Annotated in this window: 19 protein-coding genes; 3 read left to right on the top strand and 16 right to left on the bottom strand. The window is 29.8% G+C overall.

The genetic code is table 11. From position 1 onward, the window contains the following. Positions 1–85: 85 nt before the first annotated feature. The 8 genes from hisH to hisG form a co-directional block, all read right to left on the bottom strand. On the bottom strand, positions 86–673 hold the full coding sequence (hisH, locus tag EYW44_RS00535; protein WP_132721319.1) for an imidazole glycerol phosphate synthase subunit HisH: 588 nt from the start codon (positions 671–673) through the stop codon (positions 86–88). A gap of 85 nt (positions 674–758) precedes the next feature. Continuing rightward, positions 759–1,898: a bifunctional histidinol-phosphatase/imidazoleglycerol-phosphate dehydratase HisB gene (gene hisB, locus EYW44_RS00530; protein ID WP_132721317.1), complete on the bottom strand. Its 1,140-nt coding sequence runs from the start codon at positions 1,896–1,898 to the stop codon at positions 759–761. Between the two features lie 31 nt (positions 1,899–1,929). Beyond that, entirely contained in the window at positions 1,930–2,247 is a 318-nt protein-coding gene (locus tag EYW44_RS00525; RefSeq protein ID WP_132721315.1) for a GIY-YIG nuclease family protein, read from the bottom strand. 21 nt (positions 2,248–2,268) lie between these two features. After that, complete coding sequence (gene hisC, locus EYW44_RS00520; protein ID WP_132721313.1) at positions 2,269–3,303, bottom strand: histidinol-phosphate transaminase; 1,035 nt, start codon at positions 3,301–3,303, stop codon at positions 2,269–2,271. 33 nt (positions 3,304–3,336) lie between these two features. After that, on the bottom strand, positions 3,337–4,101 hold the full coding sequence (locus EYW44_RS00515; protein ID WP_132721311.1) for a tRNA(His) guanylyltransferase Thg1 family protein: 765 nt from the start codon (positions 4,099–4,101) through the stop codon (positions 3,337–3,339). Next, entirely contained in the window at positions 4,091–4,537 is a 447-nt protein-coding gene (locus tag EYW44_RS00510) for an AAA family ATPase (RefSeq protein WP_132721309.1), read from the bottom strand. The genes EYW44_RS00515 and EYW44_RS00510 overlap by 11 nt, the downstream gene beginning before the upstream one ends. A gap of 22 nt (positions 4,538–4,559) precedes the next feature. Beyond that, positions 4,560–5,843 (bottom strand): histidinol dehydrogenase, encoded by a 1,284-nt coding sequence (gene hisD / locus EYW44_RS00505; RefSeq protein WP_132721307.1) that lies wholly within the window; start codon positions 5,841–5,843, stop codon positions 4,560–4,562. Positions 5,844–5,850: 7 nt separating this feature from the next. After that, positions 5,851–6,708: an ATP phosphoribosyltransferase gene (gene hisG / locus EYW44_RS00500; RefSeq protein WP_132721305.1), complete on the bottom strand. Its 858-nt coding sequence runs from the start codon at positions 6,706–6,708 to the stop codon at positions 5,851–5,853. 343 nt (positions 6,709–7,051) lie between these two features. Here hisG and EYW44_RS00495 point away from each other — a divergent pair, with 343 nt between their 5' ends. Beyond that, positions 7,052–8,068 carry a helix-turn-helix transcriptional regulator gene (locus tag EYW44_RS00495; RefSeq protein WP_132721303.1) on the top strand — a complete coding sequence of 339 codons (1,017 nt, stop codon included), beginning with the start codon at positions 7,052–7,054 and terminating at the stop codon, positions 8,066–8,068. An 88-nt stretch (positions 8,069–8,156) separates the two neighbouring features. On the opposite strand, the gene EYW44_RS00490 is transcribed toward EYW44_RS00495, so the two are convergent. Continuing rightward, positions 8,157–8,756 carry an OmpW family outer membrane protein gene (locus EYW44_RS00490; protein WP_132721301.1) on the bottom strand — a complete coding sequence of 200 codons (600 nt, stop codon included), beginning with the start codon at positions 8,754–8,756 and terminating at the stop codon, positions 8,157–8,159. A 669-nt stretch (positions 8,757–9,425) separates the two neighbouring features. Here EYW44_RS00490 and EYW44_RS00485 point away from each other — a divergent pair. Beyond that, positions 9,426–12,071, top strand: coding sequence for a starch-binding protein (locus tag EYW44_RS00485; RefSeq protein ID WP_132721299.1), 2,646 nt, complete (start codon positions 9,426–9,428; stop codon positions 12,069–12,071). Positions 12,072–12,167: 96 nt separating this feature from the next. On the opposite strand, the gene EYW44_RS00480 is transcribed toward EYW44_RS00485, so the two are convergent. The 3 genes from EYW44_RS00480 to guaB form a co-directional block, all read right to left on the bottom strand. Beyond that, positions 12,168–12,353 carry a hypothetical protein gene (locus EYW44_RS00480; protein WP_132721297.1) on the bottom strand — a complete coding sequence of 62 codons (186 nt, stop codon included), beginning with the start codon at positions 12,351–12,353 and terminating at the stop codon, positions 12,168–12,170. Positions 12,354–12,538: 185 nt separating this feature from the next. Next, positions 12,539–13,858: a sugar MFS transporter gene (locus tag EYW44_RS00475; RefSeq protein WP_132721295.1), complete on the bottom strand. Its 1,320-nt coding sequence runs from the start codon at positions 13,856–13,858 to the stop codon at positions 12,539–12,541. A gap of 277 nt (positions 13,859–14,135) precedes the next feature. Next, positions 14,136–15,611 (bottom strand): IMP dehydrogenase, encoded by a 1,476-nt coding sequence (guaB, locus tag EYW44_RS00470; RefSeq protein WP_132721293.1) that lies wholly within the window; start codon positions 15,609–15,611, stop codon positions 14,136–14,138. Positions 15,612–15,913: 302 nt separating this feature from the next. Here guaB and EYW44_RS00465 point away from each other — a divergent pair, with 302 nt between their 5' ends. Beyond that, a complete protein-coding gene (locus EYW44_RS00465; protein WP_132721291.1) occupies positions 15,914–16,318 on the top strand; it encodes a DUF1842 domain-containing protein in 405 nt (134 codons plus the stop codon). Positions 16,319–16,390: 72 nt separating this feature from the next. On the opposite strand, the gene EYW44_RS00460 is transcribed toward EYW44_RS00465, so the two are convergent. The 4 genes from EYW44_RS00460 to EYW44_RS00445 form a co-directional block, all read right to left on the bottom strand. Beyond that, the gene (locus tag EYW44_RS00460; protein ID WP_132721289.1) at positions 16,391–17,134 is read right to left on the bottom strand and encodes a LytR/AlgR family response regulator transcription factor; all 744 of its coding nucleotides are present in this window, start codon (positions 17,132–17,134) and stop codon (positions 16,391–16,393) included. Between the two features lie 71 nt (positions 17,135–17,205). Then, positions 17,206–18,918 (bottom strand): tetratricopeptide repeat-containing sensor histidine kinase, encoded by a 1,713-nt coding sequence (locus tag EYW44_RS00455; protein ID WP_132721287.1) that lies wholly within the window; start codon positions 18,916–18,918, stop codon positions 17,206–17,208. A 2-nt stretch (positions 18,919–18,920) separates the two neighbouring features. Further along, positions 18,921–19,406: a hypothetical protein gene (locus tag EYW44_RS00450; RefSeq protein ID WP_132721285.1), complete on the bottom strand. Its 486-nt coding sequence runs from the start codon at positions 19,404–19,406 to the stop codon at positions 18,921–18,923. Positions 19,407–19,483: 77 nt separating this feature from the next. Then, the gene (locus tag EYW44_RS00445) at positions 19,484–21,076 is read right to left on the bottom strand and encodes a tetratricopeptide repeat-containing sensor histidine kinase (protein WP_132721283.1); all 1,593 of its coding nucleotides are present in this window, start codon (positions 21,074–21,076) and stop codon (positions 19,484–19,486) included. Positions 21,077–21,188 lie beyond the last annotated feature (112 nt).

The raw sequence follows: 21,188 nt of genomic DNA, 5'->3' as shown, positions 1-21,188 counted from the left end.
AGATTATTATACTTTTTTATATAAAGTAAATATTATTTTTTACTCATAAAGAAACTTTACATATCGTATATCTTATATTTAATATTTAACTTTTAATATTGAGAAAATTTCTCAAAATCTTCTCTCCTGCGATTCCACTTTTTTCAGGGTGAAATTGCGTTCCGTAGAAATTATCTTTTTGTAAAGCTGTAGCATAAGCAGTTTCATATGTTGTTTTAGCAATGGCATATTCACAATCTTCTGCATAAAAACTATGTACTAAATACATAAATTCCTCTTCTTTGACATCTTTGAATAAATCCGACTTTAAGTTAGAAATGGTATTCCATCCCATTTGTGGAACTTTTACATTATTCGAAAAACGTTTGATATCAACATCAAAAATTCCTAATCCTTTTGTATTACCTTCTTCTGATGAATTACACATTAATTGCATTCCCAAACAAATTCCTAAAACTGGCTGAGTTAATGTTGGTATCACAACATCCAATCCGCTTTCTTTTAGTTTTTTCATAGCAGAACTTGCTTCTCCAACTCCTGGAAAAATAACTTTATCAGCGTTTCTAATTTCATCTATGTTATTAGATAAAACCGCTTCTACACCTAATCGTTTAAAAGCAAATTGAATACTTTTTATATTCCCTGCTCCGTAGTCTATTATTACTATACTCATAGTAGATATAAAATTTTAAATATTAGATATTGCATATTAAAAATTCGACATAAAAACTTCTTACTTCTAATATTTTCTATTTAACTTACAATAATCCTTTCGTTGATGGTAAAAACATTTTATTTGCATCACGTTTTACCGCCATTTTCATTGCCTTTGCGAATGCTTTAAAAATGCCTTCTATTTTATGATGTTCATTTACACCTTCTGCTTTTACATTTAAATTACATTTTGCTCCGTCTGTAAATGATTTAAATAAATGAAAGAACATTTCCGTTGGCATATCTCCTATTTTTTCACGCTTGAATTCAGCGTCCCATTCCAACCAATTTCTTCCTCCAAAATCAACAGCAACTTGAGCTAAGCAATCATCCATTGGTAAACAGAATCCATAACGCTCAATCCCTAACTTGTTTCCTAAAGCCTTATTGAATAATTCTCCAAGAGCAATCATCGTATCTTCAATCGTGTGATGCTCATCAACTTCTAAATCTCCCTCAACTTTAATAGTTAAATCCATTGCTCCATGACGACCAATTTGATCTAACATATGATCGAAAAAGTGTAAACCTGTATCAATATCATTTTTTCCTGATCCGTCTAAATTCAACTTGATATAAATCTTCGTTTCATTTGTATTACGAGTAATTTCAGAAACACGATCTTCTAGTTTTAAAAACTCATATATCTTTTCCCAGTCAGTACTTGTTAGAGCAATACAATCATAAATTTCTTGTTTAGAACTCTCAATCTCTTCTGCTCCTAACTCAGGATTTTCAGATAAATAAATACCTTTTGCCCCTAAATTCTTAGCCAACTCCATATCTGTAATACGATCTCCTAATACAAAAGAATTTTCTAAATCGTATTCATCAGAAAAATATTGCGTTAACAAACCTGTTCTAGGCTTGCGTGTAGGTGCATTTTCATGTGGAAATGTTTTGTCGATATGTATTTCAGAAAACACAACACCTTCTTTTTCAAAAGCACTGATAATTTTATTTTGTGGTGGCCAAAAAGTATCTTCTGGAAAACTGTCTGTTCCCAATCCGTCTTGATTGGTAACCATCACTAATTCATAATCCAATTCAGCAGCTATTTTAGCCATGTATTGAAATACTTTCGGATAATATTCTAACTTTTCTAAACTATCTAATTGATAATCTACAGGCGGCTCTAACACTAAAGTTCCGTCTCTATCTATGAATAATACTTTTTTGCTCATGATTAACTTGTTAATCAATCCTGAACTTGATTCAGGATCTTTTCTTTATAATTTTAATTGTGCTTAATTCAGGGTTGTTATTTCTAACTAAATCCCATTTCCATTCTCTTTTCCAATTCTTCAACTGTTTTTCTCTTTTTTTAGCCTCACTTTTTTCTTCATATTCTTCGAAAAAAACCAACTCAACAACATTATATTTTTTTGTAAATAATGCTCCGTTTCCTCTTTTATGTTGATTTAGTCTTCTTTCTAAATTATCTGTATACCCTATATACAATACGGTTCTATTTTTATTACTCAATATGTAACAATAATATTTTTTCTTATCATCCATAATTTCATTTTTCATAGCAAAGTTCCTGAATCAAGTTCAGGATTTCGAAATTAATTGAAGGCTTTCAATTAATTTCTCATTCTCTTCTGGCGATCCTACTGTAATACGGATACAATTATCAACCAGTTTATTTCTATTTCTAATAATTACTTTTTGATCAATTAAATACTGATACGTTTCATTAGCGTTATCAACATTCACCAACAAAAAGTTTGCATCTGATGGATAAATCTTATTCACCATTTTTAAAGAAGCCAATTTTTGCTTTAAATCTTTTCTTTCCTTCAATATTACATCTACATTCGATTCAAATGTATCTAAATCATTTAATGATGCTAACACTGCTTCTTGATTTAACTGACTTACATTATAAGGTGGCTTTACACTATTGTATAAAGTAATAATTTCAGCATTTGAATATGCAACTCCAACTCTAACACCTGCCAATCCCCATGCTTTACTAAAAGTCTGACTTACAATTAAATTTGGATATTCATTAATTTTACTAATAAACGACTCTTGCTCACTAAAATCAATATATGCTTCATCTATAATTACAACACCATTGAAATTTTCTAGTATGTATTCTACATCTTGAACGTTAAAAGTATTTGCTGTTGGATTGTTAGGTGAACAAACAAAAATCATTTTTAAACTTGGATCATCTAAATATGGTTGCAATTGATTCAAATTGATTTGAAAATCATTAATCAACGGTTGCTTAATTAACTCAACATTATTAATAGCTGCAGAAACATCATACATTCCATAAGTAGGAGAAAAAGTAAGCGCTTTATCCTTACCTGGCTCACAAAAAATTCTAAAAGCCAAATCAATTACTTCATCACTTCCGTTACCCACAAAAATTTGATTGCTCACTACTTTTTTAATCGTAGATAATCTTTCTTTAATTTTTTTCTGATGTGGATCAGGATACCTATTTAAAGTACCGTAAGGATTTTCATTAGCATCTAAAAAAACGTCTGCACTTCCTTTAAACTCGTCTCTTGCTGATGAATAAGGAGTTAATTCCCATATGTTTTTACGTACTATACTTTTTAAACTAAACATTTTTTATAAACAGTTTAAGTTGGTTAATTTTTACTATTGATCTTTTTCTAAAATTCTTTCTATAAAACGACTATAATCATCTTTCATTGGCAGATCATAATCAATCTTTAATCTTCTTCTGTATGTAATTGTTTTTTCTTTTGTCTTTTGATTTACTCCTTCTTTTTCATAAAATTCCCAGTACAAACCAATTCCTCTTTTTTGCCAATTAGGTAATTCGTTAAAATTTATATTGTTTTGATACAATAGCTCATTTTTAGATGCTACTGATTTACCTTCAATGCTTTTAGTGGCTTTTGCTACAGTTTCTCCATTTTTCCTCAACATCCAATAACAATGAGCATTTAATGCATTTCTAAAAGCATCTTCATTACGCCATCTAAAATAATCAATCACTAACTTTTGAGTTGGTAATTGTGAAATTCTTGAATCAAATACACCAATATCTTTTAATAAAAGAGAGAATTTTGCACTTGCCTCTCCTGCTAATATTGAATTGTATTTTCTAGTTTTTCTATTAAATAAGTTTTCTTTTATTGAAAATAACAACGAAATTTCATCACTCTCTGTATAACCATAAACTACATTAAAACCACAATTCATTAAATGTTCTGTAGTAGCTACCTTTAAATCTCTAAACTTAACATCAAAAGGAGCTTCAAACTGGTGAACTTCTTTAGTTAACCTTGTAAAACTTCTTCCATCAATTCTGGCAACCATGTACATATTTGGTAATACACAATAATCACTAGCGGTTTCATATACCCGCACTTGTTTATCTAATTCATCAAACTTCATTGTTCCAATCTTTTACATAAAACTCATTTTCTCTTATTTCTACATAATATAATTCATCAAAACCTTCAGAAAGGTTAGGAAAAACTAGCCTTTTCTTTGTTGAGAAAATCCCTACATCTGGAATTCTCTCTTTACCTTCTCTTTTACTATTTCTTTCTAACGATTCTTCTACTTTAGAACAGAAATAATACCCTATTGTTTTATACTTTCTTTCTTTAAATTTTTGAATGTATTTAGCTCTTTCTTCAATAGTTGGATTTGTATTATCTACTACAATTTTTTGCTGTAACTCAATACAAGCATCTAATAATTTACCTTCCTTATTTCTGGTATTTAATAAATCCATACTCACTCTAAAATGTGTATTAAAAAATCGCTCTTTGTAAAAAGTTGATTTTCCTGTAGCTTGAATTCCCATAAATATTACTCCTTCCATAAGTTCTCTTTGTATTCTTTTTCTACTTTAACGACGCTAATCTTAATGTTACAGCATTTTTATGTGCTTGTAAACCTTCTGCTTCCGCCATTAATTCAATTGCATTTCCTATATTCTGAATTCCTTCTTTTGATAATTTCTGAAACGTAATTTTCTTTACAAAACTATCTAATGATACTCCACTATAATTTCTTGCATATCCGTAGGTTGGTAAAGTGTGATTTGTTCCTGAAGCATAATCTCCAGCACTTTCACAACTATAATTTCCTAAAAATACAGATCCCGCATTGGTAATTTTATCTATAAAATCATCAGCCTTTTCAGAAGCAACAATTAAGTGTTCAGGAGCATAATAATTACTGAATTCAATACACTCTTCAATAGTAGATAAATAGACAACTCTACTGTTTTCTAATGCTTTTTCTGCTATTTCTTTTCTTGGTAACTCATTTAGTTGTTTTTTTACCTGAGCTAGTACTTTATTAACGATTATTTTTCTATTAGTCACTAAAATCACCTGACTATCTGTTCCGTGTTCCGCTTGCGATAATAAATCTGCTGCCACAAAACTTGCATTTGAAGTTTCATCAGCTATTACCAATACCTCACTTGGTCCGGCTGGCATATCTATAGCTACGCCTTGCTGTTGTGCTAATTCTTTTGCTTTGGTTACAAATTGATTTCCTGGTCCAAAAATTTTATATACCTGCGGAATGGTTTCCGTACCATAAGTCATTGCTCCCACAGCCTGAGCTCCTCCAACTTTAAATATTTTTGTTACTCCTACTAAATTTGCAGCATACAAAATAGCCGGATTTACCTTTCCTTCTTTATTAGGAGGCGTACACAAAACAATCTCTTTACAGCCTGCTATTTTTGCAGGAACTCCTAACATTAAAATCGTTGAAAATAATGGTGCTGTTCCTCCTGGTATGTACAAACCAACTTTGTCTATTCCTACACTTTTTCTCCAACATTCAACTCCCTTCATCGTTTCAACCACTTTTGTTGCTTCTTTCTGAGAGTTGTGAAATTTTTCAATATTATTTTTAGCTAAAACTATTGCTGCTTTTAATTCTGAAGAAACCTCTTTTTCAGCTGCTATTAACTCTTCTACTGATACTTCTAACGAAGACAATTCAACCTTATCAAATAATGATGCATATTTATAAAGAGCTTTGTCTTTATTTTCTTTTACATCTTCTAAAATATTGGTAACCGTATCAGTTAATGTGCTTCTTTCTATTTGAGCCCTTTCTGATAATGACTCCCATTGTGTTTTATCTGGATTATTGTATTGTTTCATAATAATTTTATTGAATCATGTTCTCAATTGGACATACTAAAATTCCTTCTGCACCTGCTGCTCTTAGTTCATCTATTACATCCCAAAAATCATTTTTATTAATTACTGAGTGTACAGAACTCCATCCTTCTTGTGCTAATGGTAATATAGTAGGACTTCTCATTCCTGGTAAAATTTTAGTAATCTCTTCTATTTTGTCATTTGGAGCGTTTAGTAATACATACTTGTTTTTTCTTCCTTTTAAAACTGACTGTAATCTAAACTGAACTTTATCTAAAATTGCTTCATTTTCTGCAGAAATTTTAGGAGACTTTACTAAAACAGCTTCCGATTTTAATAAAACCTCAATTTCTTTTAAGTTGTTTTTAAATAAAGTACTTCCACTTGATACAATATCACAAATACCATCTGCCAATCCAATATTTGGAGCAATTTCAACAGATCCGTTAATTATGTGTAGGTTTGCTGAAATATTTGCTTTATCTAAAAATTTTTGAACTGTATTTGGATATGAAGTAGCTATTTTCTTTCCTGCTAAATCTGCTAAGCTAGTAGCTGTTGATGTTTTAGGTACTGCAATAGATACTTTACACTTAGAAAAACCTAATTTTTCTACTACAGAAATTCCTTCTCCTTTTTCTACAATTAAGTTTTCTCCAATAATTGCAATATCTACCACTCCGTCTCTTAAATATTGAGGAATATCTCCATTTCGTAAGAAGAAAACTTCTAAAGGAAAGTTTCTTGAAGAAGCTTTTAATTGATCTTTTCCATTATCAATAGAGATTCCGATAGCTTTTAAAAGCTTTAATGATTCTTCGTTAAGTCTTCCTGATTTTTGTACGGCTAATTTTAATTTACTCATGGTGTTTTGTGCTTTCTTGTTTGAGTAAATCTTTGGATTATTTTTGTTTAAAAAACAAAAAATCCGTTTGATTTACTCAAACGGATTTTTAATTTTATGTTCTTTAATTACATACATATCATTATCAATTCGCTTGAGTGCAAATATGATGATGATGGTGATGTAATTGAATAAAAGTCATTGTTTATTTTTAACGGTAGCAAATTTATAATATATTTTTCTATTAATGCAAATTAAATGTAACTATTTTATTAATAAAATGTAAATCGCATTTTAAACACTATTTGTAAACCTAAGTTGATATTGCTATTTTTAGCCAAAATACGATCTACAAAAAACAAAAATGGCTTCTAACAAAAATGCTTTAATACGATATAAAACAATTGACGGTTGCTTACGTAACAATATGCGAAAGTGGACTTTGAATGATTTAATTGATGCCTGTTCTGATGCTTTATACGAATATGAAGGTAAAGATGTATATGTGAGTAAACGAACTGTTCAGTTAGATATTCAAATGATGAGAAGTGATAAATTGGGCTACAATGCACCTATTGAAGTATATCAGCGTAAATATTATAGATATGCCGAAGAAGGCTATTCTATTATGAACATTCCGGTTACAGAAAAAGATGTTAAAGTTATGAACGACGCCATTCAAGTATTACGTCAGTTTAAAGATTTTTCGTTATTTAAAGAAATGGATGGTGTACTACAACGCTTAGAAGATTCTGTATACTCATCTCAGCAAAATAATAAAGCAATTATTCATTTAGATAAAAATGAGCGCTTAAAGGGATTACATTTTATAGATACATTATATGGAGCTATTCAACAAAAAAAAGTAATCGAAGTAATTTACAAATCTTTTAAAGCTAGAGAAGCAAAATCGTACATTCTTCACCCTCAACTTTTAAAAGAGTATAATAACAGATGGTTTTTATTAGCTTTTCATAATAATGATTACATCAACTTAGCTTTAGATAGAATAACTGATATTAATGTACTAACTTCTGATAATTATATTGACAAACAAATTGATGGCGATGAATATTATAAAAACATTGTTGGAGTTAGTGTTTCTAATTCTAGACCACAAAGAGTAGAATTTTGGGTTGATAAACACAACGCTCCTTATGTAATTACCAAACCTTTCCATCACACTCAAAGAACTATTAAAGAAGATGAAAATGGAGTAACTTTTAATATTTTAGTTCAAATTAATTTTGAGCTAGAAAGATTGATTCTTGGTTTTGGTGATTATATTGAAGTGTTAAAGCCAGAAAGATTACGAAGAAGAATTCAACAAAAATTAAAAAGAGCTGTAAAAAACTATCAATCACCTAATGATGATGATTAATCGTATAAACTAAGGTTTTACATATAAAAAACAAAAAGGTCGAATTTCTCTATGAAACTCGACCTTTGTTATTATTAAGCGACTCTTATTAGAACTTGTAAGTCAATCCAATATTAACGCTAGATAAATCTAAGTTAAATCCAAATCTATTGAATGAATTTGCTCCATCTACATCTTGTTTAGTAGTTGCATAAGATAATGCTCCTACAGAAGCTCTTAAAGCAAAAGATTCAGAAACGAAATAGTTTACTCCTGGTGCAGCAGCAATTACAAAAGTATTAACATCTGGTTGATCAACACTTGCAACTTCTGATCCTTGAGTGATATAAGATACACCAGCACCTACAACAAATGAAAATTTGTTAGCTGGAGTAAAATAATAATCAGCACCTAAAGTCACACCAAAAGTACTTGAAGTTGAATCACCAAAAGTACCTTCTAATTCAGAAGATCCGAAAGCTAAACCTAATTCAATTGCAATATTATCTGAAACAAAGTATCCAACAGATGGTGATAAAGTAAAGTTTGTATCACTACCTTCAACATCAGAAATTGAAGTTGAATTAAAGTTTACAGATCCTGAGATAAAAACATCTCCTTTTTCAAAACCTCCTACAGTTTCTTTTTCTTGTGCTGTAATATTAGTTAAACCGAAAACTGCAACACATGCAAATAAAAATTTTCTCATAATATTTTATAATTTTAAGATTGCGAAACTAACAAACTTTTAACAAAAAAATAAACCTTTTTAACAAATGAGTTTTTTTTCAAATCCTTATTTATTTATCAAAAAAAAACTTCAACTATAAAAAACCCTTAAAATCAATACTTAATTAACAAAATCACTGTTTTTTTTCTTTCAATCTTAAAAAAAAGTTATCAAATATCAATTTATGGTACAGTTATTGTTTAACATATTTTAACAAAAACTATTTAAACTATGCAATTATTAATTACAACTAAAAGCATATTGAAGTGGGGAAAATTGTAATAAGAAAAACTTAGAAAATAAAAAACCTTGTTAGCGCAAGGTTTTTTTATTTCATAATTCTAAAATCTACATCCATTAATTTTATTAAAAACAAAATCGATATCGGTTTAGTAATTAAAACTCCTCTTTATTCTTCTACAAAAAATATCATTTTGTTAAAAAAAACAACAAAACAAGCTTACTTATTAACACGAAAACGATGTAGTAAGTTAAAGGAAAATATTTATTGAATTTTTCGCAATAAATTGCTTGAAAAATATTTTTAAACCATTTTTTTAACGAAAAAATCAACCATCTTATACTACTGTTTTTTCATAGATTTTAAAAGTATTTTTTGAAAAATCGTAATTAAACAAACCTAAAATAATGAGAAAAACACAACCCTTTTTTCGAGTATTACTTGTACTTATAATTTCTATACAAAGTTTGTATGCACAAGATGAAGATGTACTATTTCAAGCTTTTGATTGGAATGTGCAAAATCAACCTGCAGGTCAAACTTGGTTTGATGTTGTAACACAAAATAGAAACACTATTAAAGATGCTGGTGTCGATTTAATTTGGCTACCTCCTGTTAGTGATTCTGGTGCACCGCAAGGATACTTACCAAGAGAACTTTACAATTTTAATAGTGCTTACGGTACCGAAGCGCAATTAAGAAATTTGATTAATCAATATCATAATTTAGATATCAAGATAATTGGTGATATTGTAATTAACCATAGAGTTGGAACTAATGATGCTGTGACTTTTACAAATCCTGCATGGCCAACTACTTTTATTACCGCTGATGATGAAGGTAGAAACTTTGTAAACTTTCCAGTAGAGTTTAGTATTAATTCAGATTATTTTCCTGGAACTGCTTTAAAAGCTGATGGTTCAAACGGAACTTATGGTCCAGCTAGAGATTTAGATCATAGAAATCCTGCTGTGAGACAAGAAATTAAAAATTGGATGAATTTCCTTAAAAATGATATTGGTTTTGATGGTTGGAGATATGATTTTGTGCATGGTTATGATCCTATTTACAATAAAGAATATAATGATGCTACCAATCCATATTTTGCTGTTGGTGAACTTTTAGAAAGTAGTAGAGTTCAAACAAACAATTGGGTAAACTTTACACAGGGTTCTTCTTCTGCTTTTGATTTCAACACTAAAGTTACACTTCAAAATGCTATTCGCGATAATAATTTATCATATTTAAGAGATGGCGGTGGAAATCCTTCTGGTATGATTGGAATTAACCCAACAAAATCGGTTACATTCTTAGATAACCATGATACTGGTTTTGCACAGCAATGTTGTGGTTCAAATTATGTTTTCCCAGGTGGCGAAACTAATTTAAGAAAAGGATATGCTTATATTTTAACGCACCCTGGAAATCCAATGGTATTTTGGACACACTTTTTTGATGGTGGATCAGGCGTTAGAAATGCTATTAAAGAATTAATTTCAGCAAGAAAAAATGTACGAATTTATGCTGGTTCACCTATTAGTATAGATCAAGCTAGAAATGATTTATATGCAGCATATATAGATGGTAGAAATGGGACAATTGCTATGAAATTAGGTAGCGGAAGCTGGTCTCCAAACGGAAACAACTGGGTATTAAAAGCATCAGGTACTGATTATGCTGTTTGGACTCAAGGTGGTAGTGATAATGACAACGATAACGACAACAATCCTCCTTCTGAACCTGCTACTCCTTTTACCGTTAATTTTAAAAAACCAGCAAACTGGGGTAACAATGTTACTGCTTATTTTTACAATGCATCTACTAATGCAACTATTAGCGGTACAGCTGGATGGCCTGGAGCGTCTACAACGAACATCAGTGGAACTCCTTGGTATTCATACAACTTTACTGCGACAAATAACCTTTCTAAAAATGACATTCGTATAATTTTTACTGATGGTGTAAATCAAACAGATGATTTATCTAGAAGTTCTGATGGTTGGTATGATAATGGTACTTGGACAGATACTTGTTCTTCTGATTGTACAGGAACTCCTCCTCCACCTCCACCAACTGGTTCTACTTTTACTGTAAACTTTAAAAAACCTAATGGGTGGAACAATAATGTAAATGTATATTTCTTTGATGCTTCTACGAACGCTACATTAACTGGAACTCAAGGATGGCCTGGAGCATCTACAACAAATATCAGTGGAACTCCTTGGTATTCATATCAACTTAATGTTCCTGCTGGTGTTTCTACGAACAATATTAGATTGATTTTTAATGCTGGTTCTAATCAAACTGATGATTTATCAAGAGCCTCAGATGGTTGGTTTGACAATGGTACATGGACAAATACTTGTCCTTCTGACTGTTCAGGAACTACACCTCCTCCTGCAGGAAATGATGATGTTACTTTTAACTTTTTAAAACCAAATACTTGGGGTAGTACTGTAAACTTATATTTATACAACAGAGCTACAAATACTACATTAGCTGGAACTCAAGGATGGCCTGGTCAACAAATGTCTGGCGGTGGTAATAATTGGTTTAATGCTTCATTTACCATACCTAATGGTGTTGCTGCAAATAATATTGGAGTGGTATTTAATGATGGTAATAGCCAGCAAACAATAGATTTAACTCGTGGTACTTCTGGATGGTTTGCTGTAACGGGTAGCTCAAGTGGAAAAGCTACTGGAAATTGGACGGATGCTTGTACTACTAACTGTGTTGTGCTTAGAAGTGCTAGTAAAACTAGTATTAATTCAACAGCTACTCCGTTATTAGATGAGACATTTGTGGTAGCTCCAAATCCAATTAATGTGAATTCTCAATTAATTTTAACGACAACTTCTAGTGGTGTTTTGGAAATTTCTTTATCAAATATTCTTGGACAAACTAAGACTATATACAAGGAAAGTAAAGAAGCAGGAATACATAAAATTAATATCCAAAATGATTTTATGAATAATTCTGGTATCTACTTCTTAAATGCTAAACTTAATGATACTAAACTTAAGAAGCCTTTAAAACTTATAAAAAGGTAATAAGTATGTTAATTGTTTGTTAGTTTATCAAACATCTCCCCCAAAAAAAGCCGAAACATTTGTTTCGGCTTTTCTAATATTATCTTATAATTTATTTTAGTTATAAACACACACTTTGCGTCCTCCACTAAAAAAACTAGTTCTACATGATACGTCTCCTGGACCTAAAAAGATACTAGCATCCCAACAATCTCTGTTAGTATTACATGGCATCCCTCCTACATTTCCTCCCTGTACTTGCTTTTGCTCATGTTTTGATAGTTTTCTACCTAAACTTTTCATTTTTATAAATTTAATTGGTTAATAATGTTTACAATTTATAACAATCAACAATAAAAAACAAAACAATTCACAACAATAAGAAATAATAATTACAAAATCAATAACAAAAAAGGCATTTCGATAGTAATATCATTAACAAAATCATTAAATAAAATATGTGTCCTAATAAGAACTTTCAATATTGATTACTGATTTGATACACTCTTTTTAGTTTGACCATAGAAACCAATGTAACCATAGCATAATATCACTAAAATAAAAGCCAGCTTAAATCCAATAAAATCAATTAATGATCCGAAGATAAAAGGTATAATAGCTCCACCAACAATTGACATACATAACAATCCAGAAGCTTGCGCTTTTAAATCACCTAAACCTTCTAAACTTAATGTAAAAATTGTTGGAAACATAATAGAGTTGAATAAACCAACTGCTAAAATTGCCCACATAGAAACTAAACCAGTAGTTGCTATAGAAACGACAATCATAAATACAGCTAAAGAAGCAAACATTGCAAGTACCTTACCTGGCGATAGAATTTTTGTTAAATAAGCTCCTATAAAACGACCAATCATTGCGCCTCCCCAATAAAATACAACAAAAACTCCTAAAAGTGATTTAGGATCTTTTCCTGAGAAAGATTGATTAAATAATTTAGCGATTGTATTAGCAATTGACATCATCGTTTCATTTTCAGCAACAACTGTAGCTAAATTCATATCCATAAAGTAGTTTACTAAAAAACTTCCAATAGCTACCTCAGCTCCTACATATAGAAATATACCTAGAGCTCCCATTAACATTAATTTGTTTTCAAGTAATTTAGCATATCCGCCTACTGGAGTTTTCTCTATTACTTTTGGTAGTTTAATAAAGAAAAAAACTAACGCTAACAAACCAATAAAACCAGCTATTAATAAAAATGGTTTTTGAACGGTTGCTGCTTCATTTATATAATAGTTTTGTTTTTCAACTTCATTCAATAAAGCTATTTCATCTGATGTTTTTACCGTATCGCTTAACAAAAACAACGCTCCAATAATTGGGGCAATTGTTGTACCCAAAGAATTAAAAGCTTGCGATAAATTCAACCTACTCGAAGCTCCCTCTTCATCTCCTAATAAAGCAATATATGGATTTGCAGCTACCTGTAAAATAGTAATACCTCCTGCAAGTGTAAAATATCCTATTAAAAAGACAGCAAAAATTCTACTTGATGAAGCTGGATAAAATAACAAACAACCAACCGCCATTGTTACCAAACCTAGAATAATTCCTTTTTGGTATCCTATTTTAGAAAGTAATTTACCTGCTGGCAATGAAAACACAAAATATGCTAAAAAGAAAGCAAACTGTACCAGTACTGCTTGTGCATATGATAACTCAAAAACATCTTTTAAACGTGGGACTAAAGAATCTACTAAAACAGTTATAAATCCCCATAAAAAGAATAAAGAAGTTAGAAAAATAAAAGCACTTTTGTAAGATTTCTTGGTGGTCGACATAGATTAGATGTATTAGTTTGAATGATTTGTTTACGTTAAAAGTCAATGATCAGAAAATCATTAGCGACAAACCTAACTTAGAATTTGTTGTTATTTTTATAACTTTTCAACGATTCGTTATATTATTTTATCATTATTAATAAAAATACAATTTTTAAATGATAAATTATCAATATAACTTTATTCCTGTCAGTTTTTTAATTTGCAACAAAAAAAACAGTTATCAATATGTAATACATACTGATAACTGTTTATAAGAGAAAAATAATTAAAGTAATTATCTTCTACTATAATTTGGTGCTTCTTTTGTTATTGCTACATCATGTGGATGACTTTCGTTGATACCACTTGCTGTAATACGAACAAACTTACCTGTTTCTTTTAATGTTTCAATGTCTTTAGCTCCACAGTATCCCATACCTGCACGTAAACCTCCTACAAATTGATGAATACTTTCTTGTAATTCTCCCTTATAAGGAACACGACCAACAATTCCTTCTGGAACTAATTTTTTAATATCATCTTCAACATCTTGGAAATAACGATCTTTAGAACCTTGCTTCATAGCTTCTACAGATCCCATACCTCTATATGATTTGAATTTTCTTCCTTCGTATATAATTGTTTCTCCAGGACTCTCTTTTGTACCTGCTAATAATGAACCTAACATTACACAATCTGCACCAGCTGCAATTGCTTTAGGAATATCACCAGTATAACGAATTCCTCCATCTGCAATTACAGGAACTCCACTTCCTTTAATAGCTGCAGCTACTTCTAATACAGCAGAAAACTGAGGAAAACCAACTCCGGCAACAACTCTTGTAGTACAAATAGAACCTGGTCCAATACCTACTTTAACAGCATCTGCTCCTGCTTCTACTAAGTATTTAGCTGCTTCTGGTGTAGCAATGTTACCCACAACTACATCTAAATTAGGAAACTTTGCTTTTACTTCTTTTAAAACTGTAACTACACCTTTAGTATGACCATGTGCTGTGTCAATAATTACTGCATCAACTCCAGCATTCACTAATGCCTCAGCTCTTTCTACAACATCAAAAGTTACACCTAATGCAGCTGCTACACGTAATCTACCTAAAACATCTTTATTAGCTATTGGCTTTTGAGTTGTTTTTGTAATATCTCTAAAAGTAATTAATCCTACTAAAATATCATCGTCATTTACAACTGGTAATTTTTCGATTTTATTTTCTTGAAGAATAATTTCAGCTTCTTTTAACGATGTTCCTTCAGCTACAGTGATTAAGTTATCAGAAGTCATTACTTCTGTAATCGCTCTTTCATTATTTTTTTCGAAACGTAAATCTCTATTCGTAACAATACCTACTAGTTTCTTACTGTCATCAACAACAGGTATACCTCCAATTTTATGCTCTTTCATTGCTTTTTTAGCATCTAAAACTAAAGCATCTAAAGGTAAAGTAATAGGATCTATGATCATACCACTCTCTGCTCTCTTAACTTTACGAACTTCTTGAGCTTGTTGTTCAATAGACATATTTTTGTGAAGTACTCCAATACCACCTTCTCTTGCTATTGCAATTGCCATAGCACTTTCAGTTACTGTATCCATTGCTGCAGATACTATTGGAACATTTATTGTTATATTTTTAGTAAACTTCGTTTGTATACTTACTTCTCTTGGAAGAACTTCAGAGAAAGCAGGAACTAGTAAAACATCATCATATGTTAATCCTTCTCCTACGAATTTCGATTGGTGAGCGTTCATAATGCAACTAAATCTTTGAGTTGATAATTAATTGCGTGCAAATATACTGCTTTTATTATAATTTTAAGTTTATTTAAATGTTAAACATTCTCAAACAGTTACCTCATAAAGCTTTAAAAAAAGTGATATTATTTTTTTAAAAAAACTTCTGAAAAAACAAGATTTAAATCACTATTCCAAAAATTAAAGCGTTTATGCCTTTTCTTGATACGCTTATGGAAAAAAAATGATTTTTCTTCTATTCTAATCCTAATTTAGTTACAGCGAAACAACATATTTATTAATCTTTAAATCAATGATAAATGGCTGTAATTAAAGATACTCAAACATTAATAGAAACTACATACTTGGTAAAAGGTGTTATCGGCAACGTAGGAATGCCAGGTGCTCCAATCACGCATTTTTCGTTGGTAGTTTCTCCTGAACAACAAACTGTTTCTGGAATTGTTGAAATTACGCGTGCCATTAATAGTCCTTCTATTAAATTAAATGTAGCAGGTAATATAAGATTCACTGGTTATGGAAATATTAAACAAATTATCAATTTAAGAGGAGAATATAAAATATCTGCGCCACCACCTGCAATTGGAAGCTATTTAGAAGATTTTTCTGCTTACTTAGACACTGATGAGCAATGGAATGGAAATGGAGGATTTACGTTTGGTTTTCAAAAAATAGACAACGTACCTGTAAAGGCTACCAATTAAGAATATATAGGGGATTATTATATAGCAAGGGTAATAGAAAGTGAGATAAAACTCACGGACTATTACCTTTTTTTATCTAAATATTGTATTATCTCTTACAAAAGAATTTTTATAACGTTCACTAAAAGGTATTTTTTCTAAATTATTTAATATGATCAAATTATCTTCAAGATATATTTCTTTGATACTTTTCATGTTCACTAAATAATTTCGATGTACTTGCTTAAAATCATCATTATTAAGCATTTCTTTTAGTTTTACTAAAGATAGTTTTATCAAATACCTTCCTTCATCACACTGAAGATTGCAATATTTTTCCTTAACATCGATGTAGTTTATTGCATCTACATCAACTTTTACAACACTTCTTTTATGTTTAATAAATAAGTATTTCGGACTTAAAACACCATTATCAGTATCAAAACTAATGCTATTATCTTGCTGATAACAAGACTCTATGGCTAACTCTAAAGAATACAACAACTCTAACTTATTGTAAGGTTTTAATAAATAAACTAAAGGATTGGTTAATTTGGCTTCATCAAAAACCTCTTTGCTTTGCATGCTTGTTAAAAATAAAAAAGGAATATTTATTCCTTCTCTATTAATTCGTTGTGCAAATTCAATTCCTTCTGGTTTTCCTTCAATCATTATATCCAAAATAATAATGTCAAAAAAACGATTTTTCAACTCCTTCTCTGCTTCAATACAATTTTTCACTCTAACAACCTCATAGCCATCTCCTTCAAGGAGCTCTATAACGTCTTTAGCTTCATTATCTAAGTCTTCTAATAATAGTAATCGGAGATTTTTCATTATATTCAGTGGTTAGTAATGTAAATTTAACGAAAAGTTATTAATTATTAGTTGTAGTTTATTGTTAAAAACTAAGCTAATGGCAGCTCTATACTTACTTTTGTTCCTTTATTTAACTCGCTTGTAAAAACTAAATTGCCTTCATTTTTTTTAACTAGCATCTGACACAAAATAAGTCCTAAACCAACACCTTCAGAACGATTAATCTTATCTATACTTACTCCTTGTAAAGCATTGATTTTTTGTAAGCGCTCTTCAGAAATCCCAATCCCTGTATCCTGAACTGATATATATGCTTTATTGTTATTTGTTACACCAATTTCCACAGTTATTCTCCCTTGATTTTTCATGTACTTAACTGCGTTATCTAATAAGTTTCTAAGTACAATTTTAATGGACTCACGATCGATATTCACTAATGAATTTTTAATAAAGTTTGTTTCTATTTGAATATCATTAGCTGCTATCAAATCCTCATAATCTAATAATACATGTTCTACAATAGGTTTTACAGGACATTCTTTTTTTGCAAAAACCATTTGATTACTCTGTTCTAAAGACCAATGCAATACATTGTTTAATAAATGACTGGTACTTTCTGTAACAGTTATTGCTGTATTATTAGCTTCTTTTATTCCTTCAATATCATTGTTAGCAATGTGTTTTTTAAGCTGCTCATGTTGATACTTGATGGTATTCATTGGCGATCTCAAATCATGAGACACTACCGAAAACAAATAATTTTTTGTTTTGTTAGCTACATTTAAGTCTTCTTTTTGCTGAGTTATTAATGCATTTTTAGTTTTTAGCTGTTTATAGAAATACCCCAACAAGCCTAAGAAAATTAACAGCCCTGAAGCTCCTAGAATTAAACCTCTTTGAACTACTTTTTGACGTTTTAATTTTTCGTCTTGAATCGCAATTTCTTGCTGCTTTTGAGCAATGGCTAGTTTCTTGTCACGTTCAGTTAACTCTAAAATATTATCTCTATTCCAAATAGAGTCTTTCCATTTGATGAATTCTCTGTAATATTCAACACTCTTCTCAAAGTTTTTCCTATTACGCTCTACAACTGCCATGTTTTGGGATGTGAATTGCTTTAATTCAATATCTGAAAAATCTTTCGCTATAGTATATGCTTCTTTGAATAATGGAATAGCTTCATCATCTATATATTGATTATAATACACGCTGGCTAAATCCATTTTAAACCGAACTATAGACAATGTATCATTAGACGATATTAAAGATAACTCTTTATTAAAGTATTCTTTTGCTTTATTGTAATCTTTCTTATGAATATAGCATAAAGCAAAATTGTGATAAGCATTTTTTTTTGAATTTAAATCTGTATTAGAATTAATTTTCTCCCATTTAGAATAACTTAAAATTGCATCATCAAATCTTTTCAAACTTAAATAAACTCTACCTAACTTTGATTCTCTTAAACTTTTAAAAAAACCTTCATCAGACATACTCAAAAAACCAACTAAAGACCTCTTGTACAGTTTTTTATTTAATGCACTAACTCCTTGAATATAATTTAATACATTTATATAATTTTCATCTTTGATTTGATCAAAGGAAAGCTTGTTAGAGTAGACATAACTAGAATCAAACTTTTCTTCCCTGTAAAACTTAAGTGCTTTACAAAAAGACTCATCTTTCTTATTAGCACAAATGGATTCTGCTAATTTGTAAAATTTATTTAAATCATTATTGAATGTTTCTTGAGTATAAATTAGATTGACAGATAATAATAAAAATACAGTTATTTTATTCAAAATTATTGCTTGTCAGTTGCTGGCATAGTTACAGTACCTCTATCCGTTTCAGGATCTTCATCATCATCTCTAACAATGATGGCATCAACTGGGAGTGTATCTGATGCTAATTGATATTTAAATTGAATGTAGTATAAATCAAAAAACTCTGATTTTTCTTTACATTTATACTCAACTCTAAAATCCCTACAATCAATTAATTGTCTATTATCATTTCTATCTAAATAAGTAACAACCTTTACACCATAATAAGTCAAGTAGATATAATTCTTTTTTAATTCTAACTTATCTTTTAGACTGGGAGGAAAACATACTTTATGTAAAGTATTATTTGGAAGATAAGCTAAAATAGTAACAGTAAAAGGTTCGTGATTCCCACTTTCAACATCAGACATGTTTACTAATGGTCCTTGGGGTTTATCTTTAAAAGAAATACCTTCTTTTAACTTTTCAAATTCAATTAATTCTAGTGATATTTTCTGACTCATTTTTTAATATAGTTTGGTTAGTGAACTAAGTTACAATAAAAAATGACATAGAAAAGGGAAAGTTAACTCAATGAATCTTAACAAGGAATTCTCAATTCTGTTACTGTGCCTATGTTAATTTTAGATTCAATATTTACATTACCTTTGATCTTTTTTACACGAGAAAGAATATTCTGAATACCTATTCCTTTTCTAGCTGATAAATCCACATCGAAACCAACTCCATCATCTTTTATATTTAAAACAAGATTTTCAGCTTCTTTCTTTACAAACAAACTTACATGAGTCGCTTTTGCATGTTTTACCACATTATGTAATACTTCTTGTAAAACACGGTATATATTAATCAAAATACTTGTATCAATATTTTTAAAATTAAAATCCAAAAAAAACTCCAAATTATAATTAAAATCTCCCTGTCTGCTTTTTGCCTCCATTAGTTGTTCTATTGAAAGATTAAAATTTGAAATTTCAGGAATATGTGTTCCTAATTCGTGAGAAACATTTCGTATTTCTTTCTCTACTTGCTGAAGTTCATCTAAGTAGTTATTAAATTGATTTTCTTTTTCTAGATTGTTAATCAAACCTAAATTCATTCTAATTCCAAAAAGTTTTCCTAGCACACCATCATGCAACTCTTCTGAAATTCTTTTTCGCTCCTCTTCTACAACTTTTAATTTTTGAATTTCAGCCTCAAATAACAATCGCTTTTTTCTACTCTTGTATACCAAAAATCCTATAATTAATATCAAACTAGAAATAATTATCAACGCATACATTATTATTTGCTGACGTTTCATTTTTTGTCTTTGTAAAAGCAGTTCTTGTTCTTTACTTTTAATTGCGTTGGTTTTATCTAACTCAGCTAATTCCCATACTTTATCTCTATTCCATACAGAATCTTTCCATTTGATTAACTCTCTGTAAAAAACAACACTCTTGTTATAATTTTCTCTATTGAATTCAACAACTGCTAAATTTTTTGACGTTATTCTTTTCTTATCAATATCTGAAAAAGTACTAGCTAAACTATACGCTTCATAAAATAAAGGAATAGCCTTTTCATCCATATATTGTTGATAATAAATATTAGCTAAATCTGTTTTTAATCCTATTACTGAAGCGGTATCTTTCTTATCAGTCATTTGAAGTTCTTTATCGAGGTAAATTTTCGCTTCTTTATAACTTTCATCTAACAAATAGCTGATTCCTAAATTATGATATACGTTTTTTAATTGCTCATAACTTAACTTTTCTTCACGAGAAATCAATTCTAAATAATTTTCTATTGCTTTTTTATAAGATTTATTTTGTAAATGTATATACCCTAGTTTAAGCTTCTTTAAATTTTTAAGAAGTCCATCATCTGAAATTTCATTAATGTTAAGTAGTGCCTTTTTTAGAAGTCCTTTTTGAATAGCGCTATACCCTTGAAAGTAATTAAGTATCTCTCTTTTCTCTTTGTTATTTTCGTTTCTTAAAGCCTTGCTACTAAAAATGTAACAAGAATCATAAGCATTTAAATTATAATGCTCAAATGCTTTACAAAAAAGTAGGTCTTGTTCCGTTGTGCATATTTTACTGGAAACTTGTTTAAGCTTCTCTAATTCAGTTTGAGAGTAAGTATGTAAAAATAAAAAGTAAAAGAATAGGGCTAGAAAGCTTTTCATTAAATATACATTTTAAACAAAAATACAAATGCATTACTTTTTAAACTATTAATTCCTCATAATAACCATAAAATGGTTACCATGAGGAACTAAAAAACTTTGTTTTTTAAAG

This window comes from Tenacibaculum sp. M341 (assembly GCF_004337695.1).
Taxonomy (GTDB): Bacteria; Bacteroidota; Bacteroidia; order Flavobacteriales; family Flavobacteriaceae; genus Polaribacter.
Note: the sequence above shows the minus strand (reverse complement) of the source record. Positions and strands in the feature narration are given on the sequence as shown.